At 49.3% G+C, this 16,994-nt stretch carries 13 protein-coding genes; 12 read left to right on the forward strand and 1 reads right to left on the reverse strand.

Annotated elements, in window-relative coordinates; translation table 11 throughout:
- Positions 1 to 113 precede the first annotated feature (113 nt).
- The 4 genes from I2H74_RS13585 (at position 114) to I2H74_RS13600 (ending at position 7,209) form a co-directional block, all read left to right on the forward strand.
- Complete coding sequence (locus I2H74_RS13585; RefSeq protein ID WP_195574519.1) at positions 114 to 2,432, forward strand: glycosyltransferase; 2,319 nt, start codon at positions 114 to 116, stop codon at positions 2,430 to 2,432.
- Positions 2,386 to 3,924 (forward strand): glycosyltransferase family 2 protein, encoded by a 1,539-nt coding sequence (locus I2H74_RS13590; RefSeq protein ID WP_195574520.1) that lies wholly within the window; start codon positions 2,386 to 2,388, stop codon positions 3,922 to 3,924. Before I2H74_RS13585 ends, I2H74_RS13590 begins: the two co-directional genes overlap by 47 nt.
- Entirely contained in the window at positions 3,921 to 5,399 is a 1,479-nt protein-coding gene (locus I2H74_RS13595) for a glycosyltransferase family 2 protein (RefSeq protein ID WP_195574522.1), read from the forward strand. The genes I2H74_RS13590 and I2H74_RS13595 overlap by 4 nt, the downstream gene beginning before the upstream one ends.
- Before the next feature lie 127 nt (positions 5,400 to 5,526).
- Positions 5,527 to 7,209 (forward strand): alkaline phosphatase family protein, encoded by a 1,683-nt coding sequence (locus I2H74_RS13600; protein ID WP_229106656.1) that lies wholly within the window; start codon positions 5,527 to 5,529, stop codon positions 7,207 to 7,209.
- Positions 7,210 to 7,374: 165 nt separating this feature from the next.
- Here I2H74_RS13600 and I2H74_RS13605 read toward each other — a convergent pair whose 3' ends face one another.
- Positions 7,375 to 8,628, reverse strand: a complete 1,254-nt coding sequence (locus tag I2H74_RS13605) for a purple acid phosphatase family protein (RefSeq protein WP_195574525.1) — start codon at positions 8,626 to 8,628, stop codon at positions 7,375 to 7,377.
- A 249-nt stretch (positions 8,629 to 8,877) separates the two neighbouring features.
- Here I2H74_RS13605 and I2H74_RS13610 point away from each other — a divergent pair, with 249 nt between their 5' ends.
- The 8 genes from I2H74_RS13610 (at position 8,878) to I2H74_RS13645 (ending at position 16,806) form a co-directional block, all read left to right on the forward strand.
- The gene (locus tag I2H74_RS13610) at positions 8,878 to 9,591 is read left to right on the forward strand and encodes a polyphosphate polymerase domain-containing protein (RefSeq protein WP_195574527.1); all 714 of its coding nucleotides are present in this window, start codon (positions 8,878 to 8,880) and stop codon (positions 9,589 to 9,591) included.
- Positions 9,592 to 9,594: 3 nt separating this feature from the next.
- On the forward strand, positions 9,595 to 10,302 hold the full coding sequence (locus I2H74_RS13615) for a DUF4956 domain-containing protein (protein ID WP_195574529.1): 708 nt from the start codon (positions 9,595 to 9,597) through the stop codon (positions 10,300 to 10,302).
- Between the two features lie 18 nt (positions 10,303 to 10,320).
- Positions 10,321 to 12,417, forward strand: coding sequence for a CotH kinase family protein (locus I2H74_RS25025; RefSeq protein WP_195574531.1), 2,097 nt, complete (start codon positions 10,321 to 10,323; stop codon positions 12,415 to 12,417).
- Positions 12,418 to 12,798: 381 nt separating this feature from the next.
- The gene (locus I2H74_RS13625; RefSeq protein ID WP_195574532.1) at positions 12,799 to 13,266 is read left to right on the forward strand and encodes a MarR family winged helix-turn-helix transcriptional regulator; all 468 of its coding nucleotides are present in this window, start codon (positions 12,799 to 12,801) and stop codon (positions 13,264 to 13,266) included.
- Between the two features lie 97 nt (positions 13,267 to 13,363).
- Entirely contained in the window at positions 13,364 to 13,765 is a 402-nt protein-coding gene (locus I2H74_RS13630; RefSeq protein ID WP_195574534.1) for a DoxX family protein, read from the forward strand.
- A 157-nt stretch (positions 13,766 to 13,922) separates the two neighbouring features.
- Positions 13,923 to 14,639, forward strand: coding sequence for a pirin family protein (locus I2H74_RS13635; protein ID WP_229106657.1), 717 nt, complete (start codon positions 13,923 to 13,925; stop codon positions 14,637 to 14,639).
- A gap of 162 nt (positions 14,640 to 14,801) precedes the next feature.
- On the forward strand, positions 14,802 to 14,990 hold the full coding sequence (locus I2H74_RS13640) for a hypothetical protein (RefSeq protein ID WP_195574535.1): 189 nt from the start codon (positions 14,802 to 14,804) through the stop codon (positions 14,988 to 14,990).
- A gap of 58 nt (positions 14,991 to 15,048) precedes the next feature.
- Positions 15,049 to 16,806 (forward strand): phospho-sugar mutase, encoded by a 1,758-nt coding sequence (locus I2H74_RS13645; RefSeq protein WP_195574536.1) that lies wholly within the window; start codon positions 15,049 to 15,051, stop codon positions 16,804 to 16,806.
- The last annotated feature ends 188 nt before the right edge of the window (positions 16,807 to 16,994 follow it).

The following is a 16,994-nucleotide window of genomic DNA, read 5'->3' on the forward strand; positions in this document are numbered from 1 at the left end:
AAACTACAACAGCATCATTTATAAGCACATGAGCATCATGTGCTTTTTCTATGTCCATTAATCATGACTATGATGACGGGATACCTATTTTTAATCCAAAGAGAGGTGACCTTATGTATCTTCAACGCCCCACTGCTAGTGAACGTATAGGGGTCCTCATCCTTGCCTGTGACGAAGCAAGCGTAATTGGCAGCTCCATCGCGAGTGCTGAAGGGGCAGACGAAATTATTGTTGCCGATACAGGCTCCAGCGATGGCACGCCTCAGCTTGCAAGAGATCTCGGAGCAACGGTCGTCACGCTAAAATGGGAGCATCATTTTGCAAAAGCAAGAAATGAAGCCTTGCTTGCCATGAGCGCAGAATGGATACTCGTATTGGATGCCGATGAACGGCTGCAAACGCCTATTGCTGATATTCGCGCCCTGATCGCCAATACTGAGGCAAGCGCCTTTACGGTCCTCATACGCAATCGATTAAGCGAGCACGCCAATCACTTTGTGCAGCACCGTTCGGTTCGGCTTTTCCGCAATCAACAAAGCTATCGCTATGAAGGTCTCATCCATGAAGATATCGGACCTTCTATTATTCATACATCAGGCACCCATGCGATCACAGACAGCAGCATTCAACTGGAGCATTCGGGCACTCTCCCTTCCATTATGGCTAGCAAAAAGAAATTAGAACGCAACCAGCAACTGCTCACTTTAGCGCTTGCCGAATCGCCAAAAGACCCTTTTGTATTATATGGACTCGGTGTTGCCGCGGTACAAAGCGGTCAACTGGAGCTTGCCCTGCAATGGTTCGAGCTGTCTCGTCAATACGTGCCGGAACAGGCAGCTTATCGCCCTACTCTATACCGTGATGCCGTCAAAGTGCTGCTTAGTAAAAATAGACCTCATGAAGCCGAAACATGGATCAAGGAGGTTGTTAACGACTATCCTGACTATGCAGAGCTTCATCTGCTGCATGGTCAATGCCTCAAAGAGCAAGGGTTGTTGGAGGAAGCCCTGCTTGCTTATACCCTTGCAACCGAATCCCATAGCGACCGATATGTCACTGAATCCGGCGCTGATCATGCTACGGCTTTTTTATACTTAGGTGACACGGCATATGCCCTAGAACGCTACGAGGAAGCATCCCGCTACTATAATCGAGCCATCGAGCAGCAGCCTGACAATGAAGCTGCACTGCTCGGGTTTATCGCTGCCCTTAGTGAACTGAACGTCCAAGAAGAAGACATCTCACTCCATCTAGAAAAACAACGGGGATCCCTCGCCTTTCCCGAAGCTGCGCCACTCATTAGAGCATACGAGCAGGCCGGGTTTGTGAGCGCCTTGGCACGTATCTGCTCCCAGCACCTCCACTCTCCCCATGCCATGAACGGCCTGATCCAGGCCTGGTTCCAGATGGGACGATATATCGAGGCTCACGAGCTCATCCGTCATCTGCTTCGCCATACCAAGCTGTATGACGATGAACGCGAGTCGCTCACTCATCTTCAAGCCCTGTGCGCATGGCAGGCATATATACAAGGCAATCTCACAGTGGCTGACCAATCCTTCTGGAGCCCTAAAACGATAGAAGCATACAGCGTCTTATGCCGCTTTGCGGATCAATTCGATCGGAGCGAGGAGCAGGATGTACGAGGGATGAGCATCCAGACGGTAAGCCTTATGCCGAATGCAGAGAGCAAGGATCTCGGCACACACGATCAATCAGAATCGGCCGTAACCACTGATGCCACTCCACAACTTGCGCAGGACCTCCCTGCTGAAACTAATGGTTCATCAAACATCACGGAGCCTTCGTCAGACTCCAGTCATATGGAAACAAATACTGCAAGTGAGCAGCAACCTGTACCTGTCTTATCCTGTTCGCAGGAAGCAGAGAATCTGCTTGCTCAGTGGGTGATCCGGCTTGGGCAGCAAGGCCATCTTGCATCCTTGCGGCAATGGGTCAATTATTCTGCCCCATGGGATTTACGATGTGCAAAAGCGTTATTCCAAGCAGGAGACCGCTTCTCTTCTGCTCACTTCCTACTTAAGATCATGGCTGAAGAACGCCTAGATGCCGAGGGAGCGCTATTGCTTGGAGAATTGCTGCTAGAGGCCAATCAATATCTCGAAGCAATCGATCTGCTTGAGGGTTCTCGCAGGCTTCAAGATTCACAGGTCGGTGCGATCGATATGGATGCGAGAAGAGACCGCATGCTCGCACTGGCATATCTGAAGCAGTCGGCTGCGCATCTTCGAGAGGCCGTTCGACTGAAGCCAGAGATGCAGGATTGGCAGGAGCAGCTGCAGATGCTGCACGCCTCGATCCAACAAGTAAGCCGAATGCCATGGCAGACTGTATATACGCCATTGCAAAGGAGGAACATCCGCATTGTCCAACAAACCTCGCTTAAGCATTTGCATGATCGTGAAAAATGAGGCGGAGCTTCTCCCTGCTTGTCTTGCAAGCATTCAAGCCGTTGCAGATCAAATTATCGTGGTCGATACTGGCTCATCAGACGGCACAATCGAGATTGCCAAGCAATATGGGGCCCATGTGGAAACAATAGAGTGGAAGCATCACTTCGGGGAAGCCCGCAACCAGGCCCTTGCGCTCGCAGCAGGAGAATGGATTCTATCTCTAGATGCGGATGAGCGGCTGTGCATGGAGGACGCCATGCTCCTACGTTCGCTTCTTGAATCTTCAAGCGATTATGAGGGCTGGTTTATCCAGGTTGAACATTACTTGTCAGATGAGGTAGGAGCCGTACCCGTAAGCATCAACCCGTTGCTGCGGCTGTTCCGCAATCGCCCCAGCTACCGATTCGAGGGCGCTATCCATGAACAGATCGCCCCCGTTATTCTGCGTGAGAAGCCGGATTCGGCATTTGGAATAAGCAGCTGCCGGATTCGGCATGTCGGCTATCAGCCACATATCGTTGCGAGTAAAAACAAGATTAAGCGTAATATTGAACTGCTGGAGCAGACGATTCAACAGGAGGGACGCGAACCATTTCATCTTTTTAATCTGGCAGTCGAGAAACTTCGGCAGGGCAGCATAGAAGACGCTCTCCATCTGCTTATAGAAGCAAAGGCCACCACGCCTGCGGCGGCAACCTTTGCCCATTTGCTCGTCAAATATGAAGCGATGGCCTTCGCGGCTCTAGGCAGATATGATGAAGCGATCGCCTCTTGCATAAGCGGTCTTAGGCATTACCCAGACTACTCCGATCTTTATTATGCGCTAGCCCACTATCAAGACGCCAAGGGGCTGCGCCAAGATGCGATCGCCTCCCTGAAGCAGGCCATTGCCATCGGCCCGCCGCCTAACCACTACCATACGGAGTCTGGACTTGCGACCTATCGGTCGCATACCAAGCTCGCCTCATGGGCTTTAGAATCACGACAGTGGCACGAGGCGGCGGCTGCGCTTGAGCTTGCGCTGTCCGACTTCCAATGCCCTGCTTCAACTTGGCTTGCAGCGTATCGTTTGCAGCAGCTGCTGCAAGACTATCCATCATCTCGAAGCAGCGTAAAAGCAGCCCCTCTGCATGGCGCAGCTTCAGCAGATCGCAGCATGATGAAGTCGACAAAAAGCTCCGATACGGATACCTGCTCTGTTGGTGAAGGCTGGTATCTTCAGCAATCGGAGCCACGCCAGCAAGTGCTGCGCCAAGCTGCAGCAAATATGCTTCCATTAGATCATGGCAACGGCTCTTTACTTGATCCGACTGGAACGGCTCAATCAGACGTTTCAGAGCCCAGCCATTATCTAGCTGAGTCCTTGCGGCATTTGCGACTTGCCGACGGCGCTCTCGCAAGGATGCAGAGATACAGTCTTTATAGAGAACGAGTGATAGCTGCAAGATTGGTTCTGCCAATCGGTGCGACAGCACTTTCACAGGCAGAGCTCAGGGAGAAAGCCCTATGAAGCCCCTCCAATCACTTGCGCATACGTCATTACACGTTTCGCCAAACCCTCCTCCCAAACTCCCGATCTCCCTTTGCCTTATTGTAAAAAATGAAGAATCCGTTCTTCCACGGTGCCTGCTCTCCGCCCATGCCTTGGTAAAAGAAATGATCGTTCTCGACACCGGCTCAACGGACGCTACGCCCTACCTTGCCCGTGCCTATGGCGCACGAGTCTACAGCTATGTCTGGAGCGACAGCTTTGCAGCAGCTCGGAATGCTGCTTTAGATTATGCCCAAGAGCCTTGGATCCTGATGCTGGATGCGGACGAGGTCCTTGATCCTTCAACTTGGAATGACGAAGGACTCCAGTCCCTTATCCATCAGGATAAGATCAGCGGCTACTATATCAAGCTTGCCCATACCGAGCACAAGCTGTCAGAGCCGCTTGAAGCCAAAGATATCATGGCGATCGATATGAGCTGTCGTCTATTCCGCAACGATGCCCGCTATCGCTACCGAGGCAGGATTCATGAGGATATTGCTTCTTCGATCGAAGCAGCTCACGAAGGCTTGATCGGATGGAGCAGCCTGATGATCTGGCATGATGGGTACACGGATCACACCATTCAACAGAAGCATAAGCAGGAGCGGAATCGTCGATTGCTCTTGCTTCAAATGCAGGATGAGCCACACGAACCCTTGTGGTGGTATGCCTATGGTACAGAGCATTTTCAAGTTGGGGAGTGGCAAGAAGCGATTCTCTGGCTTCTTCAAGCTTTAACAGCTTTGAGAGAGGTTAAAAAGCGTCCTGGATATTTGTCGGATGTTTGGCTCAAAAGCGTATACGCCTTGCAGCGCATCGGCTCGATCAAGGAAGCTTTAGCTCTAGCGGAAGAAGGCATCACCGCATTCCCCGACTTCCCTGATCTATTGGAACTGACCGCTTCCCTGCTTAGCAGTATGGGACGCTGGCAAGACAGCTATATATGCTTGGAGCGTGCGCTGCAATGCGGAGATGTCAGTCATCTCTATACAACAACAGCAGCCACCAGAACATGGAGGACCCATTGGCTTGCGGCAACGATGATAGAGCGGGCAACCCAAGATCGGGTGAAACAGCCGCCTTCAGAACTGGATAGCGAAAGCCTTGATTGTCACCCCGTTACGGAATTGCACCACCCGATCCATGAAGAGCCCTCTACATTAGCCAGCAGGCATTTTGCTCAGGCAGCAATACTGCATCCTGATCCTGCACTCCAGCTATTGTTTCATGCGGCTTCCGCCTATCATTCGCGCCTTTACCATGAGGTGGCCGAGCATCTGTCTCAATTTATGGGTACTTCCGCATGGCAGGCTCCCTTCATTTATCAAGCGTTAAGCTTTACGTATCATAGAACCGCTCAAGTCTCACTTTCCTACATCCCTTTGCCGATCTCTACTCTTCCCTGCCATACGCTCTTGTGGGGAGATGGGATCCGGCCATATCTCGAATAACGGGGCATTTACTGGCTATGGTAGATGCCTCTTCCCTTTGGGTTGCGAACTAGAAGAGGGGTGGATAAGAAAGACGAGGATATCCCATAGTAATAAGTAACCATCCTTTTCTGATAAGGAGAAAACAATGACTATGGACGATCTTCAACAATACCGTCATCTTAAACCTATACACGTTCGGCGGTCACGCTCTTGGCTAACACGTGGATTATTGCTGCTCCTGGGAGCGAGTCTCCTTGTTAGCTGTGGACAGAAGAATGCCACCTCCCATCAGGATTTGCTGCGGGTTAAGTCTACGCAGCCAGCAAGCGCAGCTCACAAGAAAGTGATCCTGATCGTCGCAGACTCCCTACTGTCTCAAGCAATTGATCGCGGCATAGAACAGAATAAGCTGCCGACGATTAAAGCGCTGATTGAGCGAGGCCGTTACGAGCGCAAGATGATCAGCTCTTTTCCTACCATGTCGGTTACGATAGACAGCTCTCTGCTAACCGGCTCCTATCCGGATGTTCATCGGATTCCAGGCCTTATCTGGTACTCCGAGAAAGAACAACGGCTGATCAATTACGGGACAGGCCCTTCAGAGAGCCTGCATCAAGGAATGCGCACCGTCATTCACGATGGCCTTATTTCGCTGAATCGAGATCACTTGAGTCCTAACGTCTCCACGATCTTTGAAGAGCTTCACAAGCAAGGCAAAACATCAGGTTCAATTAATGGATTAATATATAGAGGTCCCTTTCAGCACGAACTGGCCTTTCCGGAATGGGTGCAGCAGGCACTGTCATTTCCTGAGAAGCAAAGCGTAATGGGCCCTGATTTGTTCGCCTTTGGAACATTTTCGAATCCTCTGGAAGGCAAGATTGAGCTGCCTGTTGGTCCTACAAAGCGCTTTGGGCTCAACAATGATTACGGCATCCACATGGCCACGTATTTGGCTGAGAAGAAGCAGTTCCCTGACTTCCTCTATCTCTATCTCCCTGATGCCGATCAGAAGCTCCATAAGCATGGTCCTTCGGAGGAGGAGTCGACGGTGAAGCTTGACCACCAGCTTCATACCTTGCTGCAGGGCTTCGGTTCTATAGATGAAGCATTGAAGCAATGCGCGATCATCATCATCGGAGATAGCGGCGTGAGCCAGGTGCAGTCGCGTCAAAATGGGTCGAAGATCGAGCTTATGAACCTTTTAAAGGACTATGCGCACCTTCAGCCTGGCAAGTCTCCCGAAGCCCTCACGGATCTTGCGATTGGGGCTAATGAGGCAATGGCTTACGTGTACCGCTTCAAGCATGGCCCTGCCTTGTCTGCGCTTGCATCCCTTCTCGCGAAAGATTCAAGAATCGACCAGCTTGCGTGGATGGAGGGCGACGAAGTACACGTGCTGCAGGCAGGCACTGGACATCTGCTGCAATATCGCGCCGGGGGAGACTGGACAGACCCTTATCGGCAGACATGGTCCCTTACAGGCGATCTAGATGTCATGGATATTCAAGCAGATCAAGACAGCCGCACCATCCGCTTCAACACATATCCAGACGGCTTAAAGCGGCTGCATGCAGCGCTTAACTCTCATGAAGGCGAATATCTGGTCGTCACAGCCAAGTCCGGCTATGAATTAGCGGATGAGAATTCTCCTGTACATCCTAATGGGGGCGCTCATGGTTCACTGCATATCAATGAGTCCCTGGTTCCGATCATTGCCGCTGGGACAGCAGATTGGCCTGACACGCTAAGAATCGTTGATCTCAAGCCATGGCTGGTAAAGCTCGTCACATTAAAAGAACAACCAGCCATCCCCCCTTCCCGGTAACACACTAACAGGAAGAAAGGTCTGCGCTGTACGTTGCTCATGACTCATCTTGACGAAGATGGAGGCAGGCAGTCGCGTACGGCAGCAGACCTTTTGTATAGAAGAGCATGGACAAGGCAAGCGTACGAACTTCTGAAGACATCACCCTAGCATCATGCCATAAGCTCAATGTCTGATCTCAAACTCGTCAACAAGCTCCCCATCCACAGTATAGGCCTGGTAGACAAGTACATTCCCTGTTATCGTGATGCCCGCAAACATCTGCTTTTCATTTTGAAAATGAACCTGATGGTAGAATTGATCATCCTTCTTCTCATTAAACTTCTGTCCTGCCGCATTCGTAACGACATAAACAGTCCCTTCCCTCTCCTTAACGACATGATCACCGTTTCCGGTTACCATGCCATTACGCAATGGATAGGATCTGGAGTATTCATGATTGTGGCCTTGCAGCACCAGATCCACCTTGAATTCATCAAACACGTCCACCCAGTCCTGCACCTTCTTGTAGGCATTGCCGCCATACGCGCCGCGATGCATGGCGACCACGATCCAATCCTTTGTGTTGTTTTTCAGATCCTGACGGAGCCATTCCGTCTGTGCTTTCAGATTGGATTCGCTGTTCATCACGACGACATGCACAGGGCCATAGTCAAAGGAATAGGTCGTGCCTGGATTCGAGCCCGCTGCCCCATTATTCGGAAGCTGAAAATAAGATAGGAAGCGTTCCGCCTCCCCGTCAATCTCATCATGATTGCCTGTTACGGGTAACAACGGAATCTCCGATACGATGGGAGCTTCATTGAAAAAGGCATCCCATGCAAGCTGATCCTCCGGATCCTCTGTCAAGTCCCCGCCATGGATAATGAACTTCGTGTCGTCAAAGATATTGAAGGCTTGACGAAGCGTATTCCCCCATAACTTGAAGTCATCCGACGTGATTCCTTGGGAATCCGTCACATGCAGAAAGGTTAGCGGCTTCTCCTCACTCAGCTCCTCCTCCGTCGTAAATTGAAGCTCCTTGCTCCACTCATCAGCCTGTCCACTGCCTACCCGATAATAATAGGTCTTCCCTGGCTGCAGATCTCTGGCTACCGCTTCATGCACCGTTTGTATGCCTTTGTTGCCTGTATCAATTGTTCTAGTTGTACCTTCTATTGTTATCGTGCCCGCTTCTCCCAGCTTCGCCGCCCCCTCCTCTACCAATTCAAGCACACTTTGCTTAACTGGAGCTGCTGTATACCAAGTAAAGGCTCTGGTCGTCTTTGGATCGTCCGTCCATGTCGTCACAATGGACTTAGGCTGATTCGACGCATCCTGACGCAGCCATTCCATGCCGATCAGTCCAGCCACAAGAATCGCGACAACAGCAACCAAGATCAAGCTGTCTCTAGACCTTCTCTTCCTCTGATTCCTCATGTCCTCTCCCTTCCGCAATGGTGTTCATACCTGTTGAGTGAAAGGCATATTCTGCATGCACCATTCCTCTTCCTGCTCAAGTTTGCCCACAGTATAGCACAGCGCATAAGGCTGCATTTCCATTTTCAGCAAACATTCAGTTAACGCTCAGTTGCTCATCAGTTTCTACTAATCGGAGCCTCAGGAATCAAATTTACAATGACTTTACACAAGACAACAATCATGCAAAGAAATGAGGTGTAAACATACGTGCAACCATCCCTAACCTATCGAAATGAGCTCAAATTTTTCATCAATCATCATCAGTATCTGACGATTCAGAAGCGTCTCAAGCATCTGGTTCCACAAGACAAGCATGTCGGGCCGACAGGTGAATATCACATTCGGAGCTTATATTTTGATGACATAAATAATACAGCGCTGCATGAGAAACTAGGCGGAATAAGAGATCGGGCCAAGTACCGCATCCGGATTTACAACAAGCAGGATCAGATCATCCACTTTGAAAAGAAGATCAAGTTCAAGGACTATATTGCAAAAGTAAAAGAGCCGTTGACTCGCGAGATGCATGATCAGATTATGGCTGGTCACTACGATATCCTGCGGTGTCCCGACCGACCGCTGCTAATGGAGATCCATCAAGAGATAACCCAGCGGCTGCTTCGCCCAAAGGTTATTGTGGACTATGTCAGAGAGCCGTTTATTTGTGAAAACGGAAATGTCCGCATCACTTTCGACAAAGAGCTCCGAACTGGGCTTCACAATGTGAATTTGTTTGACCCCAAACTGGAGACGATTCGGGCACTGGATCATAACTTGATCATCCTTGAGGTGAAATATGATCAATACCTTCCCGCCTATATACAGGCAGCGCTGCAGCTGGAAGGCTTAAATCGGCAATCGGCATCGAAGTACGTCATTTGCCGCAAATATTTAAAAACGAATACTTGGGAGGATTATTAATCGATGGATACAACCAATACGACAACCACGTCACCGACGAACTTTACGGACATACTCAAAAATTCGTTTGTCAACAACTTTGTGTCTGATATCAGCCTTTCTAAAATTTTGATCACAATGGGTATGGCCTTTATTATTGGATTTTTCATTTATTTGCTTTATAAGCGGGTATTTAGCGGCGTGCTTTACTCCAAGAGCTTCAACGTATCCCTTATCGGCATGAGCATGATCACGGCGATGATTATTTTAGCGGTCAATTCAAACCTCGTGCTCTCACTTGGTATGGTTGGTGCGTTATCCATCGTTCGCTTCCGTACTCCGATCAAGGATCCGACAGATCTCATCTTCCTGTTCTGGGCAGCTGCTGCGGGCATCGTTGTTGGTGCTGGTTTCTACACGCTTGCTATCTTAGGCTCCGTTATTGTGGGATTAATCTTGTTCTTCTTGATCAAGCGCTCATCCTTTGAAACACCGTACCTGCTGGTCGTTAACTGTGAAGACAACGAAAGCGAAAAAGACATTCATCAGCATATGCACAGCTTGGTCAAGCGCTACAATGTGAAGCAAAAGAGTGTATCTCCTGGCAACATCGAGATGACGCTTGAGGTACGCTTAAAGGATAACGAAGGGCAGGTTGTAAATGCGGTATCGTCGCTTCCAGGCGTACGGAATGCAGTATTAATCAGCTACAGCGGCGACTATGTATCTTAAAGAGAGGAGGACGTTGATATGAAAGCAAGGATTCCCTCGCTCCTTCTCGTGATGGGACTTCTGCTGCTTACGATCGTCTCTACTGGCTGTATGTCGACAAATCAAAATCAAGCGGAGAATGTTGATGCAGCTCAAGGTGGAGCAAACCGTTCCACATCCAAGACGAACGAGGAGCAGAAGCTGGATGAACTTGTATTCCCAAAGGATAAGGTCATTGACGTTAAAGTTACGATGGAGGCCGATGACTTCCAGGACATGCTGGACAACGCCTCCGCTGAGGAGTTTAAGCCTGCATCCGTTGAGTACAATGGGCAAAAGATCGACAATGTGGCCATTCGTACCAAAGGAAATCTATCTTTGCGCAGCGTCGTAAACAGCGATTCTGACCGCTACAGCTTCAAGATTGCCTTTGATGAATACATCGGCAGCCAGAATTTTTATGGGGTAACGAAAATAAATCTCAATAACAACTATAGCGATCCCACTTACATGCGGGAGTTTCTCGCTTACGAGCTGGCGGAGCAGATGGGCCTGCCTACTCCAAAATACTCTTACGTTCGTTTGTATGTAAACAATGAGCTTAAGGGGCTCTATCTATCTATTGAACAGATCGGAACATCCTACCTGGAGCGAAACTTTGGCTATACCGGGGGAGCCTTGTACAAAGCTAACGGCGGCAGCGGCAGTGAGCTTACTTGGCTTGGGAATAGCGCTGATTTGTATACAGGCTTGGATTTAAAAAATGCCTCTTCTAATGAAGATATCTTCATCCAGATGCTCAATGAACTGAATAATGGGTCTGATCTTGAGAAGTTTATTGACGTCGATGAGGTATTGAAGTTTATCGCATTAAATGTTGTGACGACCAATATGGACAGCTACCTTGGGCAAAACAAGCATAACTACTATCTTTATGAAAACCAAGGCATATTCAATATGCTGCCATGGGATTACAATATGGCGTTCGGCGGCTTTGGCGGCTCCAGTGTAATGATCGATGAGCCTACCCAAGGCACACTTACAGAACGGCCAATGATCGCGAAGCTGCTTGCGAATGAGGAATACAAAGCGCGCTATCATGAGATCATTAAGGAAGCGATCCAAGGATACCTTTCAGAAGACAGCTTTGCATTGCGCATCCAAGAGCTGGACGCGCTCATTGCGAAGGATGTTGAACAGGATCCAACGGCTTTCTATACGTATGATCAATATCAAGCAGGCCTTACTTCGCTTAAGACAACCAATGCGAATACCGTCACGAGCATTCAAGGCCAGCTGGATGGCACGATCGCCTCATCCGGGGACGGATCCGGCAGCGGCATGGGTGGTCGCGGCGGTATGGGCGGCGGCTTCGGTGGACGCGGCCAAGACGCCAAGCAAGAAGGAGCGGCTAACCAGCAGCAGAATAATGGGCAAGCCGCTGAAGCCGCTACTGGTGCCGCTCAGAAGTCAGATACAGTCCTTCCTAAGCAACAGGCAGATACAAGCGCAGCTCAGCAAGCGCCTGCACCGAATGGGAATCATACAGCTCCACAGGAGGCTGGCATCAACCAGCAAGGAGCAGGCAGCGGCGGTGATCAGCCTGCGATGGCTGAGCCACCAGACAATCAAGGCACGCCACCAGATGGAGCAACAGGAGCTGGGACTACTCCGTCTGGGCAAGCCCCTGTTGCTCCCGGCAATGCCAACGGGGCAGGTCAGGTAACTGGAGCACAACCTGCAAGCACCAATCCGAACAATGCTGCTGACCAAGGAACAGGCGGAGCAGATGCGAAGGCCAATGACCATGCAGCCCAAGGAGATGGAGCAGCAAATGCGCAGGATGGAACAGCTCCTGCCAACAACGGTGAGGCACCGCCAGATGGATTCGGTGGTGGAATGGAAGCTCCTCCGGACGGATTTGGCGGAGGAATGGAGGTCCCACCTGATGGCGGCAATGGAATGGAGCGGCCAAATGGCATGGGCGGTGGAAGAGGCGGAGCAGGTCCGAACGGCTTCGGCGGAACGGCTTCCCCGCAAGGAAGTGTAGAAACGGCGCTAACAGCACTAGCTTCAGCAGGGATTCTCGGTCTCGCCTGCCTTGTCATTGTATTTTATAAGCGAAAACGATTGTAAAATACGAATACGAAGCATTTCTTAGCGTTTATGATCGTTTGACTGAGACTGGAGACTTGATGCTTGTTAGGCTCGATACATGATGCCTTGCATGAGTCGTCATTTGTATAGGCTTGAAGATTCACCCCTTATGAGGATAATGCCATTCTTGTAAGGGGTGTTTGATTTGTGAACCTTTTACACAACCTAACCATATGCCCGCTCTAATATGGCATTCCTTACGTATAATATGGATATCATGTTAGCTCCACGATTTATGCGGCTAAATATAATCAGAATAAATGGTTGACAGCTTTAATGGCTCATGATATATTTATCTCAAGTTCAAGATATTATTTTTCAAGTATTTGAAATAATATGGATCAGATAGGTGGTGATCGCATGGATGCGAACAATCGCGTTAACATATACGAACCAGACATTCAACGAGCTCTTAAGCTGTTCGTGGTCCTGTCTCGTGCTTCCCGCTCACTCATGGATGTTGCCCAGAATGATATGAAGCGTCATAATTTGAATCCTTCCGAATTTGCGGTGTTGGAACTGCTCTTTCATAAAGGTCCTACTCCCATTCAACAGATTGGCAACAAGATTCTGCTGGCTAGTGGAACCATGACGTATGTGATTGATAAGCTTGCAAGCAAAGGACTTATTGTTCGGCAAGCCTCTGAGCAGGATCGACGCGTTATACATGTTCAGCTGACCGAGACAGGTGAAGCCTTAATGGAGCAGGTGTTCCCTGAGCATGCACAAGTCATTCAAGAGACCGTCAGCACGCTAAGTGTGGAAGAACAGACCACTCTTATTGATTTGTTAAAGAAGCTTGGCAAGAACTCCGCCTTCCCTTCCTAGTTATTTAGGAGGGAAGCGCGGTTTACTCGGTCTAATATCTCGAATTAGAGAATATTATATTAAAGAAATAATTTGAACGATAAAGGAGAAGATATTCATGTTAGCAGATTACGGTTTATTGGTGATTCGAATTGTATTAGGATTGTCTATGATGGCACACGGTGCGCAGAAGCTTTTTGGAATGTTCGGCGGTTATGGCTTAAAAGGAACGGGCGGCTGGATGGAGTCTCTTGGCCTTAAGCCTGGCGTATTTATGGCGTTAATGGCTGGACTTGGTGAATTTGTTGGCGGATTGCTGCTTGGTATGGGCCTCTTCACATGGGCTGGAGGCATTCTTGTTGCCGGTACAATGGTTGTTGCGATCTTGACTGCGCACCTGAAGAACGGCTACTGGTCCACTCAAAATGGTTATGAGTATAACCTGCTCATTATCGCAGTAGCGATTGGCCTCGCCTTGACAGGCGCTGGCAGCATCTCGATCGATGCTCTTATTGGATGAGGAATCGTACAAATAATGGCTGGCAGCATCCTATGAAATGAATTGAAATCCACTCAATGAACGGCCAGCAGTCTGGTATGATAAGAGCACACCTCATTCACAGCATTATGCATCATAGCAGCAGCGGTTGCTTTAGACGAACAAGGAGGATGCAACAATGACTACGATGAACACCGTCGTGCGTAAAGCAGACGATAGATATTTTGCCAATCATGGCTGGCTGAAGTCTTATCACAGCTATACCTTTTCGGATTATTATGATCCAGAGAACATGTATTTCAGCTATATGCGCGTCTTAAATGATGATTTCCTGGCTCCAGCTACGGGCTTTGATCTTCATCCTCACCGCGAGATGGAAATCGTCTCGATCCCGCTCGCCGGGGAGTTGGAGCACAAAGACAGCACCGGCCATACAGAGGTTATCGTGCCTGGACAGATCCAGCGCATGAGTGCAGGTACAGGAATATATCACAGCGAGTATAATGCATCGTTTGAAAAGACGCTGAACTTCCTTCAATTATGGTTCTTCCCGACAAGCAAGGATATCGAACCTTCATACGAAACCATCACATACGGTCTCGATAATTTGCGCAATGCGCTTCTGCCTGTCGTATCAGCAGAACCTAAGGAATCGCATACAGCAAGCATTCATCAGGATCTTACCTTATACCTGAGCAAACCTGAAAAGGGGCATACCCTTACCTTCAAACAGAATCCTGAACGCTCCACATACATCTTTGTTCTGGAAGGGCAGCTAAGCTTGAATGATGGTACGGTATTGAATCGCCGGGATGACGCAAGAATTACGGATGCAGCAGACATCGTGATTACATCGAACGAGGATTCCCACTTCATGCTTATTGATTTGCCATAAGCACAGCATATCGAAATGAAAGAGTGATCTTCCCCGCAGGGAGATCGCTCTTTTCTTTTTCCTTCCCGGTATAATCATGGGATGTAAGATGGCCATTCCTATGATACAATACGTATATTCCATATTTTGTTTGATTTATCTAATAGGAGGTATCTTGTAAAGATGGCTATTGCAGCATGCAGCCTTGCCTTGCTCCTCCATGAATTCCTGCCCTTAAGCAAAGTGAATGAGCAATCAACCATGGCCATCGCACCAAAATCCCGAAATAATGAAAGCATAATTGACCTAATCGCATTTAAACGCTGGTTATCCTTGCTCCTTGGTCATTATGAGCAGCGTACATGCTTATAATAGTCAAGGGCATTGATTTGTCATATGCAGATTGAATTCATATCGCGTACAATAGTCCATGTATGAATGGAAGCTGGACGAACAAAAGGAGGAATTATCCGTGACTCTTGAAAAACGTGCCCACGAGGTATATGAACTGTGGTTGAATGATCCGCTCGTTGACCCTTCCCTTAAGGAAGAGCTGCAAGCGATCTCAGGACAGGAAAAGGAAATTGCAGATCGCTTCTACACCGATCTAAAGTTCGGTACAGGCGGACTACGCGGCGTCATCGGTGCTGGAACGAATCGCATGAATATACATACGGTTGGAAAAGCTACACAAGGCTTGGCTTTATTTTTAAAAAGTACAGATACTGCCCCTTCTGCAGCTATTGCGTACGACTCTCGCCACTTCTCGCCTGAATTTGCGCTGGAAGCAGCACTCGTACTTGCTGCAAACGGCGTGAAAGCGTACTTGTTCAACAGCCTGCGTCCAACGCCAGAGCTGAGCTTCGCTGTTCGTCATTTGAACGCCAATGCAGGGATCGTGGTTACAGCGAGCCATAATCCGCCTGAATACAACGGCTACAAAGTATACGGTGCCGATGGCGGACAAATCACGCCTGAGACGGCCAGCCGCGTCATTAAAGGCATTCAGGATATTTCTTCGCTGGCCGAGATTAAGAAGATCAGTCAGCAAGAAGCCGAAGAGAAGGGTCTTCTTGTATGGCTTGGCGAGGAGCTGGACGAAGCTTATATCAGCGCAGTCGCTGCTGTCAGCCAGCATCCGGAAGTCATTCAAGCATCGAGCGATAACTTCCGCGTGCTGTATACCCCGCTTCACGGATCTGGAAACATCCCTGTGCGCAAGGTACTTGACCGTGTAGGCTTCAAGCAGGTGCGCATTGTGCCTGAGCAGGAGCAGCCAGACGGAAGCTTCCCTACGGTGAAGTCGCCAAACCCTGAGGAGCGCAGCGCCTTTGCCATTGCGATTGAACAAGGCAAAGCTTGGGATGCCGATCTCATTATGGGAACCGATCCAGATGCCGATCGCATGGGTGCCGTCGTTAAAAATGCGCAGGGCGAATATGTGGTGCTGACCGGCAACCAGGCAGGTGCCATTATGGTGCACTACATGCTTGATTCCATGAAGGAAAAAGGAACGCTTCCTGCCAATGGCGCCGTCATCAAGACGATCGTAACGAGCGAGCTCGGCGCAAGCATCGCGGAATCCTTTGGCATGACGGTGATGAACACGCTGACAGGGTTCAAGTACATCGGCGAGAAGATGACGCAGTTCGATCAAACCCATGAGCATACATTCATTTTTGGCTACGAAGAAAGCTACGGCTACCTTGCCGGCAACTATGCGCGCGACAAGGATGCCGTTATCGCGGCTATGCTTATTGCGGAGGCAGGCGCTTATTACAAATCCAAAGGCTTGACGCTAAATGAAGTGTTAGAGCAGTTGTATCGTCAGCATGGCTACTATCTGGAAGGGCTAGAGACCCGTACGCTGAAGGGCATGGAGGGCGTTGAGATCATTCAGGGCATCATGAACGAATGGCGTGACAATGCTCCGGATACAACAGGCGGTACGATCATCGTGAAGACCGAGGACTTCTCTCAAGGCCTGTACGATCTTCCAAAGGAAAATGTATTGAAGTTCCACCTCGAGGATGGAAGCTGGTTCTGTCTTCGTCCGTCTGGAACAGAGCCGAAGATCAAGATGTACTTTGCGGTAAAAGGGAACTCGCTTGATGATGCCAAAGAACGACTTGCAGCTCTTACAAATGATGTAATGGCTCGCATCGACGCCTTTATCAATCAGCGATAAAAAGCCGCAACACAAATGATGATCGAGGTCAGAAAAGACTGCAGTAAGAGCACACTCTCCTTGCCTTTTCCAAGTCTCTAGACGCGGATAACCATGACAGGGATTGGTGACTTTGCTCTGCTCGCAATCCCCTTTTCTGGCCTTCGTTTGGCTTGCAATGCATTTGCAATAGGTTCATACTAACCATA

The organism is Paenibacillus sp. 1001270B_150601_E10 (assembly GCF_015558675.1).
Lineage (GTDB): Bacteria > Bacillota > Bacilli > Paenibacillales > Paenibacillaceae > Paenibacillus_B.

Excerpts from the sequence above, each read along its gene's own strand:
- I2H74_RS13605 (WP_195574525.1), bottom strand. The coding sequence starts at position 8,628 with ATGAGGAATCAGAGGAAGAGAAGGTCTAGAGACAGCTTGATCTTGGTT.
- I2H74_RS13585 (WP_195574519.1), top strand. The coding sequence starts at position 114 with ATGTATCTTCAACGCCCCACTGCTAGTGAACGTATAGGGGTCCTCATC.
- I2H74_RS13625 (WP_195574532.1), top strand. The coding sequence starts at position 12,799 with ATGGATGCGAACAATCGCGTTAACATATACGAACCAGACATTCAACGA.
- I2H74_RS13600 (WP_229106656.1), top strand. The coding sequence starts at position 5,527 with ATGACTATGGACGATCTTCAACAATACCGTCATCTTAAACCTATACAC.
- I2H74_RS13595 (WP_195574522.1), top strand. The coding sequence starts at position 3,921 with ATGAAGCCCCTCCAATCACTTGCGCATACGTCATTACACGTTTCGCCA.
- I2H74_RS13615 (WP_195574529.1), top strand. The coding sequence starts at position 9,595 with ATGGATACAACCAATACGACAACCACGTCACCGACGAACTTTACGGAC.
- I2H74_RS25025 (WP_195574531.1), top strand. The coding sequence starts at position 10,321 with ATGAAAGCAAGGATTCCCTCGCTCCTTCTCGTGATGGGACTTCTGCTG.
- I2H74_RS13635 (WP_229106657.1), top strand. The coding sequence starts at position 13,923 with ATGACTACGATGAACACCGTCGTGCGTAAAGCAGACGATAGATATTTT.
- I2H74_RS13630 (WP_195574534.1), top strand. The coding sequence starts at position 13,364 with ATGTTAGCAGATTACGGTTTATTGGTGATTCGAATTGTATTAGGATTG.
- I2H74_RS13645 (WP_195574536.1), top strand. The coding sequence starts at position 15,049 with ATGTATGAATGGAAGCTGGACGAACAAAAGGAGGAATTATCCGTGACT.
- I2H74_RS13640 (WP_195574535.1), top strand. The coding sequence starts at position 14,802 with ATGGCTATTGCAGCATGCAGCCTTGCCTTGCTCCTCCATGAATTCCTG.